At 75.5% G+C, this 15,161-nt stretch carries 2 protein-coding genes and 1 pseudogene; all 3 read right to left on the bottom strand.

Going from position 1 to position 15,161, the window contains the following annotated elements; genetic code table 11:
* Window positions 1–119: 119 nt before the first annotated feature.
* The 3 genes and pseudogenes from E4N62_RS49855 to E4N62_RS49845 all read right to left on the bottom strand — a co-directional run bounded on the left by E4N62_RS49855 (window position 120) and on the right by E4N62_RS49845 (window position 15,154).
* Window positions 120–6,998, bottom strand: coding sequence for an SDR family NAD(P)-dependent oxidoreductase (locus E4N62_RS49855; protein WP_374117178.1), 6,879 nt, complete (start codon window positions 6,996–6,998; stop codon window positions 120–122).
* Between the two features lie 556 nt (window positions 6,999–7,554).
* Window positions 7,555–10,557 (bottom strand): annotated as a pseudogene (locus E4N62_RS49850) (beta-ketoacyl synthase N-terminal-like domain-containing protein); the annotation flags it as partial.
* Window positions 10,532–15,154 carry a type I polyketide synthase gene (locus tag E4N62_RS49845; RefSeq protein ID WP_374117177.1) on the bottom strand — a complete coding sequence of 1,541 codons (4,623 nt, stop codon included), beginning with the start codon at window positions 15,152–15,154 and terminating at the stop codon, window positions 10,532–10,534. The pseudogene E4N62_RS49850 and the gene E4N62_RS49845, both read right to left, overlap by 26 nt.
* Window positions 15,155–15,161 lie beyond the last annotated feature (7 nt).

The following is a 15,161-nucleotide window of genomic DNA, read 5'->3' as shown; positions in this document are numbered from 1 at the left end:
AGTCGCGGAGCTTGTCGTCGTTGAGCGTGCCGTCAGTCACTGTGCACCGTCACCTTCGGGGCCTTCGTGCGGGAGGGCCGGGCGTGGGGAGCCGCCGTCGCGCGGATGGGGGCAGGGGGTCACGACATGCCGAGTTCGTTGTCGATGAACTCGAAGAGCTCGTCGTCGCTGGCCGTGTCCATCCGCTCCTCCAGGCGGTCCTGCGCCGCGCCACCGGTTCCCGGGCGCAGCCTGCTGATCAGTTCCTCGAGCCGGCCGAGCAGCTCGGGCCTGGCCGTGCCGTTGTCCAGGGCGCCTTCCAGCAGGCCCAGTTCGGCCAGACCCGCGGTGTCGGCGGCGAGATCGGGTCCGGCGCTCTCGGGGGCGAGTTCGACGGACAGTTGGCGGGCGATGGCCGCTGAAGTGGGGTGGTCGAAGAGCAGGGTGGCGGGCAGCCTGAGGCCGGTGGCGGCGCCGAGCCGGTTGCGCAGTTCGACCGCGGTCAGCGAGTCGAAGCCCAGTTCCAGCAGGCCGCGTTCGGCGTCCACCGAGGCGGGGCCGGGGAAGCCGAGCACGGTGGCGGCGTGCCCGCGCACCAGGTCGAGCAGGGTCCGTTCGCGCCGCTGCTCGGGCTGGCCGGCCAGGGTGCGGCGCAGGGTGTCGGCCGCGTCGGGGGCCGCCTCGCCGACCGCCGCGCTACGGCGGGCGGGCGGGCGCATGAGTCCGCGCAGCAGCGCCGGGACGCCGCCGGTGCCGGTCTGGGCGGCCAGGGCCCCGGTGTCCAGCCGCAGCGGCAGGACGACGGGCTCGCCCGTGGCGTTGGCCGAGTCGAACAGGGCCGCGCCCTCGGCCGGGGAGAAGGCGACGATGCCGCCGCGGGCGATGCGCCGGAAGTCGGCCTCGTCGAGGCCTCCGCTCATGCCGCCCTTGTTGGCCCACAGGCCCCAGGCGAGCGACGCGGCCGGCAGGCCGTTCGCCCGGCGGTGGTGGGCCAGCGCGTCCAGGAAGGCGTTGGCCGCCGCGTAGTTGCCCTGGCCCATGCCGCCGAAGATCCCGGCGATGGAGGAGAACACCACGAACGCCGACAGGTCCATGCCCTCGGTCAGCTCGTGGAGGTTCCAGGCCGCGTCGACCTTGGGCCGCAGGGCGGTGTCCAGCCGGGCCGGCGTCATCGCGTCCACGACCCCGTCGGCGATGGTCCCCGCCGCGTGCACGACGGCGGTCAGCGGGTGGGCGTCCGGCAGCGAGCCGAGCAGCCGGGCCAGTGCGTCCCGGTCGGCGGCGTCACAGGCCACGACCTCCGCGTGGGCGCCGAGTGCGGCGAGGCCGACGACCAGGTCGGCGGCGCCCTCGGCGGCGGGGCCCCGGCGGCTGGTGAGCAGCAGGCGCTTCACGCCGTGTTCGGCGACCAGGTGATGGGCGAGCACGGAGCCGATGGCGCCGGTGCCGCCGGTGATCAGGACCGTGCCGGGGCGTCCCCAGTCGGGTGTCCGGGACTGCTCGGCGGCGGGTACGCGGGCCAGCCGGGCGATGTGCGCACGGCCCTCGCGCAACGCCAGTTGGGGTTCGCCGGACGCGACGGCAGCGACGAGAGCGTCTCTGGAGGCCTCCGTCCCGTCGATGTCGGCGAGGACGAGACGGCCGGGGTTCTCGGTCTGCGCGGACCGCGCCAGCCCCCATACGGCGGCGTGGGTCAGGTCCGGCGCGTCGCCGTCGGCGCTCGTCGGGACGCCGCCCCGGGTGACGAGCACCAGCTTGGCGTCGGCGAACGTGTCGTCGGCCAGCCAGTCCTGTACGAGGGTGAGGGTCCGGCCGGTGACATGCCGTACGGCGTCGGCCCTGCCCTGCCCTTCCGGTGCGGCGGGGACGTGGGCGAGGACGGCCGTGGGCCGGACGGCTCCCTCGGCGATCTCCCGGGAGAGCGCCTTGAGGTCGGTGGCGGAGCGGGGGATGCCGTGAGCCGTCCAGTCGGGTGCCTCGGCGCCGATGACGGCCCAGGTGTCGGAGCCGGCAGTGGCGGTCGGCTGGGGCAGTGTGGGCCATTCGAGGCGGTACAGGTCGTCGTGGTGCGCGGTCCGGGCGGCGCGTACCTGGTCCGGGGAGACCGGGCGGAGCACGAGGGACCGGATGGAGGCGACCGGTTGCCCGGCCGTGTCGGTGGCCTGGACCGAGACCGCGCTGTTGCCCGCGGGGGTCAGTCGGATGCGCAGGGCGCGGGCCCCGGAGGCGTGCAGGCGTATGCCGTTCCAGGAGAACGGCAGCCACCCCTGCTCGGTGCCTTCGAGGACACCGAAGATCAGCGCGTGCAGGGCGCTGTCGAGGAGCGCGGGATGCAGCCCGAACCGCGCGGCCTCGGCCTGCTGTTCGGACGGCAGGCTCGCCTCCGCGTACACCTCGTCCCCGAGCCGCCACACCTCGCGCAGCCCCTGGAACGCGGGCCCGTATCCGAAACCGCCTTCGGCGAACCGCTCGTACAGCCCGTCCAGGTCCACGGGCTCCGCGCCGGCCGGCGGCCACACCACGGGGTCGCCCGGTGCCTCCTCGGTGGCGGGGACCAGCAGTCCCCGGGCGTGGCAGGTCCACGGCAGGTCGGCGGACGAGGCGTCCTCGGCGCGGGTGTGGACGCTGACCGGCCGGGCGCCCGAGGCGTCCGGCGCGCCGACGGAGAGCTGGAGGACCACCGCGCCCCGCGCGGGGATCACCAGCGGGGCCTCCAGGGTGAGTTCCTCGACCTGACCGCAGCCGACCTGGTCACCCGCCCGTACCGCCAGTTCGAGCAGGGCGGTGGCCGGGAGGAGGGCGGTGCCGTAGACGCCGTGGTCGGCCAGCCACGGGTGGGTGCGTACCGACAGCCGGCTGGTGAACAGGACCCCGTCGGTGTCGGCGAGCGGGACGGCCGCGCCCAGCAGCGGGTGGTCGGCCGGGAGGAGCCCGGCGGCTGCCATGCCGCCGGCCGGTGCGGTGGCCTCCAGCCAGTAGCGCTCGCGCTGGAAGGCGTACGTGGGCAGGTCGACACGCCCGGTCGTGCCGGTGGCGCCGGCGTCCAGCACCGTCGGCCAGTCCACCGCCGTACCCCGGACGTGGAGGTGGGCGAGTGCGTCGGTCACGGCACGGGACTCCGGCCGGTCCTTGCGCAGCAGCGGCACCAGGGCGCCCGCGGCCGACGGGTCCGCGAGGTCCGCCGGGTTCTCGGTGAGGCAGTCGCGTCCCATGGCGGTCAGCGAGCCGTCGGGGCCGAGTTCGAGGTAGGTGACGGCGCCCTCGGCGGCGAGCCGCCGCATGCCGTCGTGGAAGCGCACCGCCTCACGGACGTGCCGCACCCAGTACTCGGGCGACGTCAGTTGCTCGGGGGTGGCCAGTTCACCGGTGACGTCGGAGACCAGGGGGATGAGCGGCGCCCGGAGGTCCAGGCCCTCGGCGACCCGCCGGAACTCGTCGAGCATGCCGTCCATGTGCGGCGAGTGGAACGCGTGACTGACGGTGAGCCGCCGGGCCTTGCCGCCGCGTTCGCGCCACCGCTCGGCGATGTCCAGGACGGCGTCCTCGTCGCCGGAGACGACGACGGAGGCAGGACCGTTGACGGCGGCCACCGCGACTCGGCCCTCGTGGGAGGCGAGCAGCCCGGCGGCGTCCTCCTCGGAGGCGGTCAGCGCGACCATGGCGCCGCCCTCGGGCAGGGCCTGCATCAGCCGGCCGCGGGCCGCGACCAGCGTGGCGGCGTCGGGCGCCGACAGCACCCCGGCCACATGCGCGGCCGCCAGTTCGCCGATCGAGTGCCCGAGCAGCAGGTCCGGCACCACGCCCCAGTGCTCGACCAGACGGAAGAGGGCGACCTCGACCGCGAAGAGCACCGGCTGCGTGTACTCCGTGCGGTCCAGCAGGGCCGCCTCGGGCGACCCGGCGGGAGCGAAGGCCACCTCCCGCAGCGGCCGGTCGAGCAGCGGGGCGAACTCGGCGCAGATCGCGTCGAAGGCGTCCGCGAAGACCGGGTGGCGGGCGTACAGTTCGGCGCCCGCTCCGGCACGCTGGCTGCCCTGCCCGGCGAAGAGGAACGCGGTCCGGCCCGCCATGGCCGTGCCCTGGGTGACGCCGGGCGCGCCGTCGGCGGTGGCGAGCGCCTTGAGGCCGTCGAGCAGCGCCTCGCGGTTGTCGCCCACGACGGCGCCCCGGTGCTCGAAGGCGCTGCGGCCCGTGGCAAGCGTGAGCGCGACGTCAGCCGGACGCAGGGCGGGACGGGCGTCGACGTGCTCCAGGAGCCGCCCGGCCTGGGCCCGCAGGGCGACCCGGCTGCGCGCCGACAGCAGCCACGGCACCACGGCGGCCGCGCCGTCGCCGTCCCCGGTCTCGGTCTCGTCCTGCTCCCCGGCGGGCCGCTCGTCGGCGCCCACCGGAGCCGTCACGCCGTCCGGCATGTGCTCGTCCGGGACGTGTTCCAGGATCGTGTGCGCGTTGGTGCCGCTGACGCCGAAGGACGAGATCGCGGCCCGGCGCGGTTGCCCGTGGTCGGGCCAGGGGGTGTCATCGGTGAGCAGCGACACGGCGCCCGCCGACCAGTCGACGAACGGGGTCGGCGCGTCGACGTTGAGGGTGCGCGGGAGAACTCCGTGCCGCATGGCCAGCACCATCTTCTGCAGGCCCGCGATGCCGGCGGCGGCCTGGGCGTGCCCGATGTTGGACTTCAGCGAGCCGAGCAGCAGCGGCCGGTCCGCGGGGCGGTCCTGGCCGTACGTCGCGAGCAGCGCCTGCGCCTCGATCGGGTCACCGAGCCGGGTGCCCGTACCGTGCGCCTCCACCGCGTCGACATCCGCGCTGTCGAGCCCTGCGGAGGCGAGGGCCTGGCGGATGACGCGCTGCTGGGAAGGGCCGTTGGGGGCGGTGAGGCCGTTGCTGGCACCGTCCTGGTTGACCGCCGAGCCCCGCACCAGGGCGAGCACCGGGTGGCCGTTGCGCCGGGCGTCGGAGAGCCGTTCCAGGACGACCATGCCGGCGCCCTCGGCCCAGGCGGTGCCGTCGGCCGCGGCGGCGAAGGGCTTGCAGCGGCCGTCGGCGGCGAGCCCGCGCTGCCTGCTGAACTCGATGAACGCGCCGGGGGTGGACATCACCGTGACACCGCCCGCGAGGGCGAGCGAGCACTCGCCGCCGCGCAGCGCCTGGGCCGCGAGGTGCACGGCGACCAGCGAGGACGAGCAGGCCGTGTCGACGGTGACCGCCGGCCCTTCGAGGCCGAGGGTGTAGGCGATCCGGCCGGAGGCGACGCTGCCCGCGCTGCCGATGCCGAGGTAGCCCTCGATCTCCTCGGTGGGCTGCTGGACGCGGGAGCCGTAGTCGCGGTAGCTGGAGCCCACGAAGACCCCGGCCCGGCTGCCCTTCAGCGACGCCGGGTCGATACCGGCCCGTTCGAACGCCTCCCAGGAGATCTCCAGGAGCAGCCGCTGCTGCGGGTCGATCGCCAGCGCCTCACGCGGGGAGATCCCGAAGAACGCCGGGTCGAAGTGGTCCGCGTCGTGCAGGAAGCCGCCGTGGCGGGCGTACGTCCGGCCGACCTTCTCCGGGTCGGGGTCGTACAGCTCGTCGAGGTCCCAGCCCCGGCCGGTGGGGAACTCGGTGATGGCGTCGGAGCCCGACGTCACCAGCCGCCACAGGTCCTCCGGGGTGGTGACGCCGCCGGGGTAGCGGCAGCTCATGGCGACGACGGCGATGGCGTCGTCGTCGGCCACCGCGGCCGGCGCCGATGCGGAGACCGCCGCGGCTGCGGTGGCCGGTACCGGCGCCGTACCGCCGAGTTCGGACCGTACGTGGTCCACCAAGGCGGTGACGGTGGGGTGGTCGAAAACCAGGGTGACCGACAGGCGCAGTCCGGTGGCCTCGGAGAGCCGGTTGCGCAGGTCGACCGCGGTGAGCGAGTCGAAGCCGAGGTCCTTGAAGACCCGGTCGGGGTCGATGCCGGCGGGGTCGGGGTAGCCGAGGACGGCGGCGACCTCGGTGGCGACCAGGCGGACGAGTTCCTCCTGCTGCTCCTGTGCGGACAGGGCCGTGAGGCGGGCGGCGAGGGAGTCCGCCTCCGTCTCCTGCCGGTCGGCGCCGCCGGCGGCCAGGATGTCGCGGGCGTCGGGCAGGTCGCGCAGGGTGGCGCTGGGCCGCAGGGCGGTGTAGGCCGGCGCGAAGCGGTCCCAGGCGAAGTCGCAGAGCACCAGTCTGGGTTCGGCCCGGCCCATGGCCTGTTCCAGGGCGGTGACCGCCAGCTCCGGGTCCATCGGCGGCAGTCCGTTGCGCACCAGCCGTTCCCGGGCCGAGTCGGCGGCGCTGTCCCCCGCCCACAGGCCCCAGGCCACGGAGGTGGCCGGCAGGCCGAGTGAGCGCCGCTGCTCGGCGAGGGCGTCCAGGAACGCGTTGGCCGCGGCGTAGCTGCCCTGTCCGGTGCCGCCGAGGGTGCCGGCGAGCGAGGAGAACAGGACGAACGCGGTGAGGTCCAGGTCGCGGGTGAGGGCGTCCAGGTTGAGGGCGGCGTCCATCTTGGGGCGCAGGACCCCGGCGGCCCGCTCGGGGGTGAGGGTGTCGAGGACGCCGTCGTCCAGGAGGCCGGCGGCGTGCACGACGGTGCGCAGGGGGCGGTCGTCGGGGATGTCCGCGAGCAGGGCGGCGAGGGCGTCCCGGTCGGCGGCGTCGCAGGCGGCGACCGTCGTCTCGGCGCCGAGGCCGGCGAGTTCGGCGACCAGTTCCGCCGCACCGGGCGTGTCGGGGCCGCGGCGGCCGGCGAGCAGCAGGTGCCGGGCGCCGGAGCGGGCGAGCCGGCGGGCGACATGGGCGCCGAGGGCGCCGGTGCCGCCGGTGATCAGTACCGTGCCGTCGGGCTCGAAGGCGTCCGCCGTCGTCTCCTCGGCCGGCCGGGCCCGGACGAGCCTGCGGCCGTAGACGCCCGAGGGCCGGATCGCGATCTGGTCCTCGCCGTCGAGACCCGCCAGTACGGCGGCCAGCCTGGCGCCGGCGCGTTCGTCCAGGTCGGAGGGCAGGTCGAGCATTCCGGCCCAGCGTTCCGGGTACTCCACGCCGGCCACGGCGCCGAGTCCCCACAGGGTCGCCTGGGCGGGTGCGGTGAGGGCGTCGGAGCGTCCGACGGACACCGCGCCGCAGGTCGCGGACCACAGGGGGGCGTTGATCCCGGCGTCGCCGAGCGCCTGGAGGAGGGTGGTGGTGAGGGCGAGCCCGGTCGGCAGAGCCGTCCCGTCGGTGTACGGCTGCTCGGCGAGGGCGAGCAGCGAGAGCACGCCGCCGTCCGGGGCGGTCTCGGCGCCCAGCAGGGCGGCCAGGCCGGCCCGGTCGGTGCCGGCGGTGCCGATCTCGACCGGTACGGCGGTGGCGCCGTGCCGTTCGAGGGCGCGCAGCGTTCCCTCGACCACGGGGTGGCCGGCGGCGCCGGCCGGTACGACGACCCACCAGGTGCCGGTGAGGGCGGGGTGCCGGGGTGAGGTGCAGGGGCTTGAAGGTGACGTGGTAGCGCCAGCCGTCGATGGTGGTGCGGCCGCGGCGGCCGCGCTGCCAGTCGGCGAGCGCGGGGAGCACCCCGTCGAGGGAGGCACGGGCCGTCGCGTCCTCGTCCGGCAGGTTCAGCGCGGCGGCGACGGCGGGCAGGTCGTGCCGTTCGACGGCGTCCCAGAAGGCCGTGTCGGCGGGCTGGGCACCGCCTTCCCCGGCAGCGGACGCCGCCGTCGGCTCCAGCCAGTACCGCCGGCGCTGGAAGGCGTAGGTGGGCAGTTCGACGGGGCGGGCGTCGGTGCCCGCGAACACGGCCCGCCAGTTGACCGGGACACCGTGGACGTGCGGTCCGGCGAGCGCGGTCAGGAACCGGCCGGGGCCGCCGTCGTCGGTGTGCAGCGTGCCCGTGACGAGCCCGGCGACCTCCGCCGCCTCCAGGCTCTTCTCCACCCACACCGCCAGCACCGGGTGCGGGCTGACCTCGACGAAGGTGTCATGGCCGGCGTCGATCAGCGCGGCGACCGCGTGGTGGAACTCCACGGGCTCGCGGAGGTTGCGGTACCAGTACTCGGTGTCCAGGGCCGTGGTGTCGAGGGCGCCCCCGGTGACGGTGGAGTAGAAGGCGACATCGGTCCGGCGCGGTGTCACCCCGGCGAGCGCGTCCAGCAGTTCCCGGCGCAACCCGTCCACCTGGGGCGAGTGCCCGGCGAAGGTGACGCCCGGGATCATCCACCGCATGACGCCGTCCTCGGACAGCCGGTCGCCGAACTCCTCCAGGGCCTCCGGGTCGCCGGAGACGGTCACGGCGGCGGGCCCGTTCACGGCGGCGACGGACAGCCGGTCGTCCCAGGGCGCCATCCGCTCGCGCACCTGGTCGTCGGGGAGGGCGACGAAGAGCATCGCGCCCCGGTCGACCAGCGTGGTCAGGATCCGGCTGCGCAGGGCGACGATCCTGGCGCCGTCCTCCAGGGACAGCGCCCCCGCCACCACGGCGGCGGCGATCTCCCCCTGGCTGTGCCCGATCACCGCCGACGGCTCGACACCGTACGACCGCCACAGCGCGGCCAACGACACCATCACCGAGAACAGCACCGGCTGGACCACGTCGACCCGGTCGAGCGGCGGGCTGTCGGGCTCACCGCGCAGCACATCGGTCAACGACCAGTCCACGTACGGCGACAGTGCCCGCTCGCACTCGGCCACCCGCTCCGCGAAGACCGGGGCCGAGTCCAGCAGCCCCACCGCCATGCCCGCCCACTGCGACCCCTGACCGGGGAAGACGAAGACGGTACGGCCCGGGGTGGCCGCGGTGCCGTGGACCACGGCGGGGTCGTTCTGTCCGGCGGCGAGTGCGGCCAGGCCGGTGAGCAGGGTGGTGTGGTCGGCGCCGACGACGACGGCACGGTGTTCGAAGGCGGACCTGGCGGTGGCCAGGGTGAGGCCGACGTCGTGGGGCCGCAGTTCCGGACGGTCCGTCAGATGGGCGTGCAGCCGCGCGGCCTGCTCGCGCAGCGCTTCCGGGGTCCGGCCGGAGAGCAGCCACGGCACGGCGGCCCCGGGGGCGTTGCCCTCGGGCGCCTCCCCCGGCTCCTCGCCGTACGGCTCCTCGATGATCACGTGGGCGTTGGTGCCGCTGAGACCGAAGGAGGAGACGCCGGCGCGGCGCGGGTGGCTGCCCCGGGTCCACGGCCGGGGCTCCGTCAGGAGTTCCACGGCGCCCACGGACCAGTCGACGTTGGGGGTCGGCTCCTCGGCGTGCAGGGTGCGGGGCAGTTCCTCGTGGCGCATCGCCTGGACCATCTTGATGATCCCGGCGACACCGGCGGCGGCCTGGCTGTGCCCGATGTTGGACTTCAGCGAGCCGAGCAGCAGCGGCCGGTCCGCAGGGCGGTCCTGGCCGTACGTCGCGAGCAGCGCCTGCGCCTCGATCGGGTCACCGAGCCGGGTGCCCGTACCGTGCGCCTCGACGACGTCGACCTCGGCCGGGGCGACGCCCGCGCCGGCCAGCGCGCTGCGGATGACCCGCTGCTGCGCCAGGCCGCTGGGGGCGGTCAGCCCGTTGCTGGCCCCGTCCTGGTTGACGGCCGAGCCCCGCACGAGGGCGAGCACACGGTGGCCGTTGCGGCGGGCGTCCGACAGCCGCTCCAGGAGCAGCAGTCCGACGCCTTCGGCCATGCCGAAGCCGTCGGCGTCGGCGCCGAAGGACTTGCAGCGGCCGTCCGCGGCGAGACCGCGCTGCCGGCTGAAGCCGGTGAAGGACAGCGGGGTGCCCATGACGGTCACACCGCCCGCGAGCGCCAGGGAGCACTCGCCGGAGCGCAGGGCCTGGGCCGCGAGGTGAACGGCGACCAGCGAGGACGAGCAGGCCGTGTCGACGGTGACCGCCGGTCCTTCGAGGCCGAGGGTGTAGGCGATCCGGCCGGACAGGATGCTGGTGGAGATGCCGGCGATGAGGTGTCCCTCGACCTCCTCGGGTACGTCGCTCAGGCCGCCGTAGCCCTGGTAGGCGGCGCCCGCGAACACGCCGACCTGGTCGCCGCGCAGGGACGCGGGGTCGATGCCGGCCCGCTCCAGGGCCTCCCAGGACGTCTCCAGGAGCAGCCGCTGCTGCGGGTCCATGGCCAGCGCCTCGCGCGGCGAGATCCCGAAGAAGGCGGGGTCGAACTGCCCGGCGTCGTAGAGGAACCCGCCTTCGGAGCTGTAGGTCGTACCGGGCCGGTCGGGGTCGGTGTCGTAGAGGCCGTCCAGGTCCCAGCCGCGGTCGGCGGGCAGTGCGGAGATGACGTCCCGGCCCTCGGCGACGATCCGCCAGAGGTCCTCCGGGGTGCGGACGTCGCCGGGGTAGCGGCAGCTCATGCCGACGATGGCGATCGGGTCGTCGGCGTCGGCGGGCACGTGTGCGGGGACGGCCGGTCCGGCCGGGGCGGCGGTGTCGGGGCCGAGGAGTTCCCCGCGCAGATGCCGGGCGAGCGCGTCGGCGGAGGCGTAGTCGAAGAGGACGGTGAGCGGGAGTCGCAGACCGGTGGCCGCGTTGAGCCGGTTGCGCATCTCCACGGCAGTCAGCGAGTCGAAGCCCAGTTCACGGAAGGCGCGTTCGGGGGCGATGGCGTCGGCGGAGCCGTGGCCGAGCACGGCGGCCGCGTGGGCGCGTACGAGGTCGGTGAGCAGGCGGTCGCGGTCGGCGGGGGGCAGGTCCGCGATGCGGTCGCGCAGCGAGGAGGCGGTGTCGTCGCCGTCCTGGCCGGGCGCGGTCTCCTCGGCGAGCGCGCGGCGGACCTCGGGCAGGTCGCCGATGAGCGGGCTGGGCCGGGCCGAGGTGAACACGGGCGCGAAGCGGTCCCAGTCGACGGCGGTGACGAGGACGACGGTCTCGTCGTCGGTCAGGACCTGCTGGAGCCCGGTCAGCGCGACCTGGGGGGCCATGAAGGGGATGCCCCGGCTGCGCAGCTGCTCCTCGACGAGGTTGGCGGCCATGCCCGCGCCGCCCTCGGGGTCCCAGATGCCCCACACCACGGAGGTGGCGGTGCGGCCCCGGGTGCGGCGCCGGTCCGCGAGCGCGTCGAGGTGGGCGTTGGCGGCGGCGTACGCGCCGTGGTCGCCGCTGCCCCAGACGCCGGAGATGGAGGAGAACAGGACGAAGGAGTCCAGGTCGTCCCGGTCGAAGACGGCGTCGAGGTTCTCCGCGCCGGCGACCTTGGCGTAGAGGATGTCGGCGAACTCGTCGGGGTCGGTGTCGGACAGCGGCACGAGCAGGCCCGTGCCGGCGGCGTGGATGACGGTTCTGATCCGGGAGCCGTCCTGTTCGAGCCCGGCCACCAGCTCGGCGAGCCGGTCGCGGTCGGCGACGTCGCAGGCGGCGACGGTGACCCGGGTGCCGAGCGCGGTCAGCTCGGCGGTCAGGTCGGCCGCGCCGGGGGTGTCGGCGCCCCGGCGGCCGACCAGCACGAGGTGCTCGGCGCCGCCCTTGGCCAGCCAGCGGGCGAGGTGCGCGCCCACGCCGCCGGTGCCGCCGGTGACCAGGACCGTGCCGCGCGGCTGCCAGGCGTCCGCGCGGGCGGGGTCGGCGGGCCGGGCGCGGACCAGCCGCCGGCCGTACGCGCCAAAGTGCCGTACGGCGACCTGGTCCTCGTCGTCCCGGCCGGCCAGGATGCCGCACAGCCGGGCGGCGGCCCGCTCGTCGAGCGTGTCGGGCAGGTCGACCAGACCACCCCAGCGCTGCGGATGCTCCAGCGCGGCACACCGGCCGAGGCCCCAGACCATGTGCTGTCGGGGACTGGTCACCGCGTCGTCGCGGCCCGTCGTGACCGCCCCCCGGGTGGCGCACCAGAGCGGGGCGGTGACGCCGGCGTCGCCCAGGGCCTGCACGAGGGTCAGGGTGAGCGCGAGGCCGAGGGGAAGGTGGGGGTGGCTCGGGGGGGCGCTCGTCGAGGGCGACGAGGGAGAGGACGCCGTGGACGGGGCCGGTGCTCGCCTCGGACAGGTGCGCGGTCAGCGTGGCCCGGTCGGCGTGGGCCTCGGTCAGGACGACGGGCACGGGGACGGCGCCGGCCTCGCGCAGCGCCCGGACCACGGCGTCCCGCGCCGGGTCGCCCTCCGTGCCGTCGGTGACCGCCACGAGCCAGGTGCCGGTCGGGGCGGCGGCGGTGCGGCCGGCCGGGGCGTCGGCGAGGGGCCGCCAGTCGACCCGGTAGCGCCAGGAGTCCACGGTCGCGCGTTCGTCGCGCCGCCTGCGCCAGTCGGCCAGGGCGGGCAGGACGACGGTCAGCGGATCCTCGGGGCGGACGCCGAGCGTCGTGGTGAGCGCCGGGAGATCCTGTCCGCCGACGCTCTCCCAGAAGGCGGCGTCCGCCGGGTCGGTGGCGGCGGTGTTCTCGGCGTCGGCCGAAGGCCGTTCCAGCCAGTACCTGCGCCGCTGGAAGGGGTACGTGGGCAGGTCGACGGTGTCGCCCGGGTGCCCGGCGAGCAGGGTGTCCCAGTCCGGCGCCAGTCCGCCGGTGTGGGCCTCGGCGAGGGAGAGCAGGAACCGGTCCAGGCCGCCCTGGTCGCGGCGGAGGGTGCCGACGGCGACGGCCTCGGACTCCTCGGCCTCAGCGGTCTGGCTGATGCCCACGGTGAGCACCGGGTGGGCGCTGGACTCGACGAAGAAGCGGAAGCCCTGGGCGAGCAGGGTGCGGGTGGCCTCCTCGAACCGCACGGTCTGCCGCAGGTTGCGGTACCAGTACTCGGCGTCCAGCGCGCCGGAGTCCTGCCAGTTCAGGTCCACGGTGGAGAAGAACGGCACCCGGCCGGTCGTCGGCTCGATGTCCGCGAGGCACTCCAGGAGCCGTTCGCGGATCTCCTCGACGTGCGCGGAGTGGGAGGCGTAGTCGACGGGGATGCGGCGGGCCCGTACGTCCTCGGCCTGGAGCTCGGCCACCACGCCGTCGATCGCCTCGGTGTCGCCCGACAGCACCGTGGCGGCCGGACCGTTGGCGGCGGCCACGAAGAGCCTGCCGTCCCACTGCCGGAGACGGTCGGTCAGGTCCTCGGGCGGCAGCGGCACGGAGGCCATACCGCCCCGGCCGGCGAGGGCGGTCAGTGCCTGGCTGCGCAGGGCGACGACCTTGGCGCCGTCCTCCAGGGACAGGGCTCCGGCCACCACCGCGGCGGCGATCTCGCCCTGCGAGTGGCCGAGCACGGCGTCCGGTTCCACACCGGCCGAGCGCCACAGCGCGGCCAGGGAGACCATCACGGCCCACAGCGCGGGCTGCACCACGTCGACGCGGTCCAGCGGCGGGGTGCCGGCGTCGCCGCGCAGGACGGCGGCGAGCGACCATTCCACGTGCGGGGCGAGGACGCGTTCGCAGTCGGCCATCCGGGCGGCGAAGACCGGCGAGGAGTCGAGCAGGCCGAGTGCCATGCCGGTCCACTGGGAGCCCTGGCCGGGGAAGACGAACACGGTGCGGCCCGCGGGTCCCGCGACACCGCGGACCACACCCGCGGCCTCGCCGCCGGTCACCAGGCCGGTGAGTCCCGTACGGAAGCCGTCCGGGTCGCCCGCGACCACCACCGCGCGGTGCTCGAACGCCGACCGGCCGGTGGCGAGGGCCCGTGCGACGGCGCCGGGTCGGAGGCCGGGGTCCGCGTCGAGCAGCTCGACGAGGGGGAGCAACTGCCGCGCCCGCTCGGTCAGCGCCTCCTCGCTGCGGGCGGAGAGCACCCAGGGCACCAGCGGCAGGGGCATCGGGTCACCGGACGCCGTGGCCCGGGTGGTGTCGTCGGGTTCGGTGGTCCCGGCGGTCTCGTCGGGCTCGGTGGTCCCGGCGGGGGCGGAGTCCTCCGCCGGGGGTGCCTCCTCCAGGATCACGTGGGCGTTGGTGCCGCTCACACCGAATCCGGACACGGCGGCGCGGCGGGGGCGCTCGGGGCCGGTGGGCCAGGAACGCTCCTCGGTCAGCAGCCGGACAGCGCCGGAGGACCAGTCGACCTGCGGGGAGGGCGCGTCCACGTGCAGCGTCCGGGGCAGCATCCCGTGCCGCATCGCCTGCACCATCTTGATCACGCCACCCACCCCGGCGGCCGCCGAGGAGTGCCCGATGTTCGACTTCAACGACCCCAGCCACAACGGCTCTTCACGGTCCTGCCCGTACGTCGCGAGCAGCGCCTGCGCCTCGATCGGGTCCCCGAGCCGGGTTCCCGTACCATGCGCCTCCACCGCGTCCACATCACCCGGCAGCAGCCGGGCGTCCGCCAGCGCCGCCCGGATCACCCGCTGCTGCGAAGGACCGTTCGGTGCCGTCAGACCGTTGCTGGCCCCGTCCTGGTTCACCGCGCTGCCCCGCACCACCGCCAGCACCCGCCGACCATGGCGCCGCGCGTCCGACAACCGCTCCAGCAGCAGCACACCCGCGCCCTCGGACCACGAGGTGCCGTCGGCGCCGGCCGCGAAGGCCTTGCAGCGGCCGTCGGGTGCCAGGGCGCGCTGGCGGCTGAACGCGACGAAGGGGTCGGGGTGCGGCATGACGGTGACACCGCACGCGAGGGCGAGGGAGCACTCGCCGGAGCGCAGCGCCCGTATGGCGAGATGCAGGGCGACCAGCGAGGACGAGCACGCGGTGTCGACCGTCACCGCCGGGCCCTCCAGGCCCAGGGTGTAGGAGATCCGGCCGGAGATCACACTGCCGGCGGTGCCGGTGTGGAGCAGACCCTGGACGTCGGACCGGTCTCGGGAGCCGTCGCCGTAGCCGTTGGTCATGGCGCCGACGAAGACGCCGGTCGCGGTGCCCTTCAGGGCCGCCGGGTCGAGGCCCGCGCGTTCCAGCGTCTCCCAGGAGGTCTCCAGGAGGAGCCGCTGCTGCGGGTCGGTGGCGAGGGCCTCGCGGGGCGACATGCCGAAGAACGCGGCGTCGAACTCCCCCGCCCGGTGCAGGAATCCGCCGTGCCGGGTGTAGGAGGTGCCCGGCCGGTCGGGGTCCGGGTCGTAGAGGGCGGCCGTGTCCCAGCCCCGGTCGGCCGGCCATTCGGAGATGGCGTCGGTGCCGGAGGACACGAGGTCCCACAGCTGCTCGGGGTCGTCGGCGCCACCGGGGTAGCGGCAGCTCATCGAGACGATCGCGATGGGCTCGTGCCTGGCGTCCTCCTCCTCGCGCAGCCGCTGGCGCGCCTGCCCGAGGTCAGCGGTCGCCCGCCTGAGGTACTCAAGAAGCTTCTGTTCGTCCGGCATCTTCGCG

This window comes from Streptomyces sp. MNU76 (assembly GCF_020982545.1).
Classification (GTDB): Bacteria; Actinomycetota; Actinomycetes; order Streptomycetales; family Streptomycetaceae; genus Streptomyces.
The sequence above is the reverse complement of the archived record's forward strand: the minus strand, read 5'-3'. Positions and strand labels throughout refer to the sequence as shown.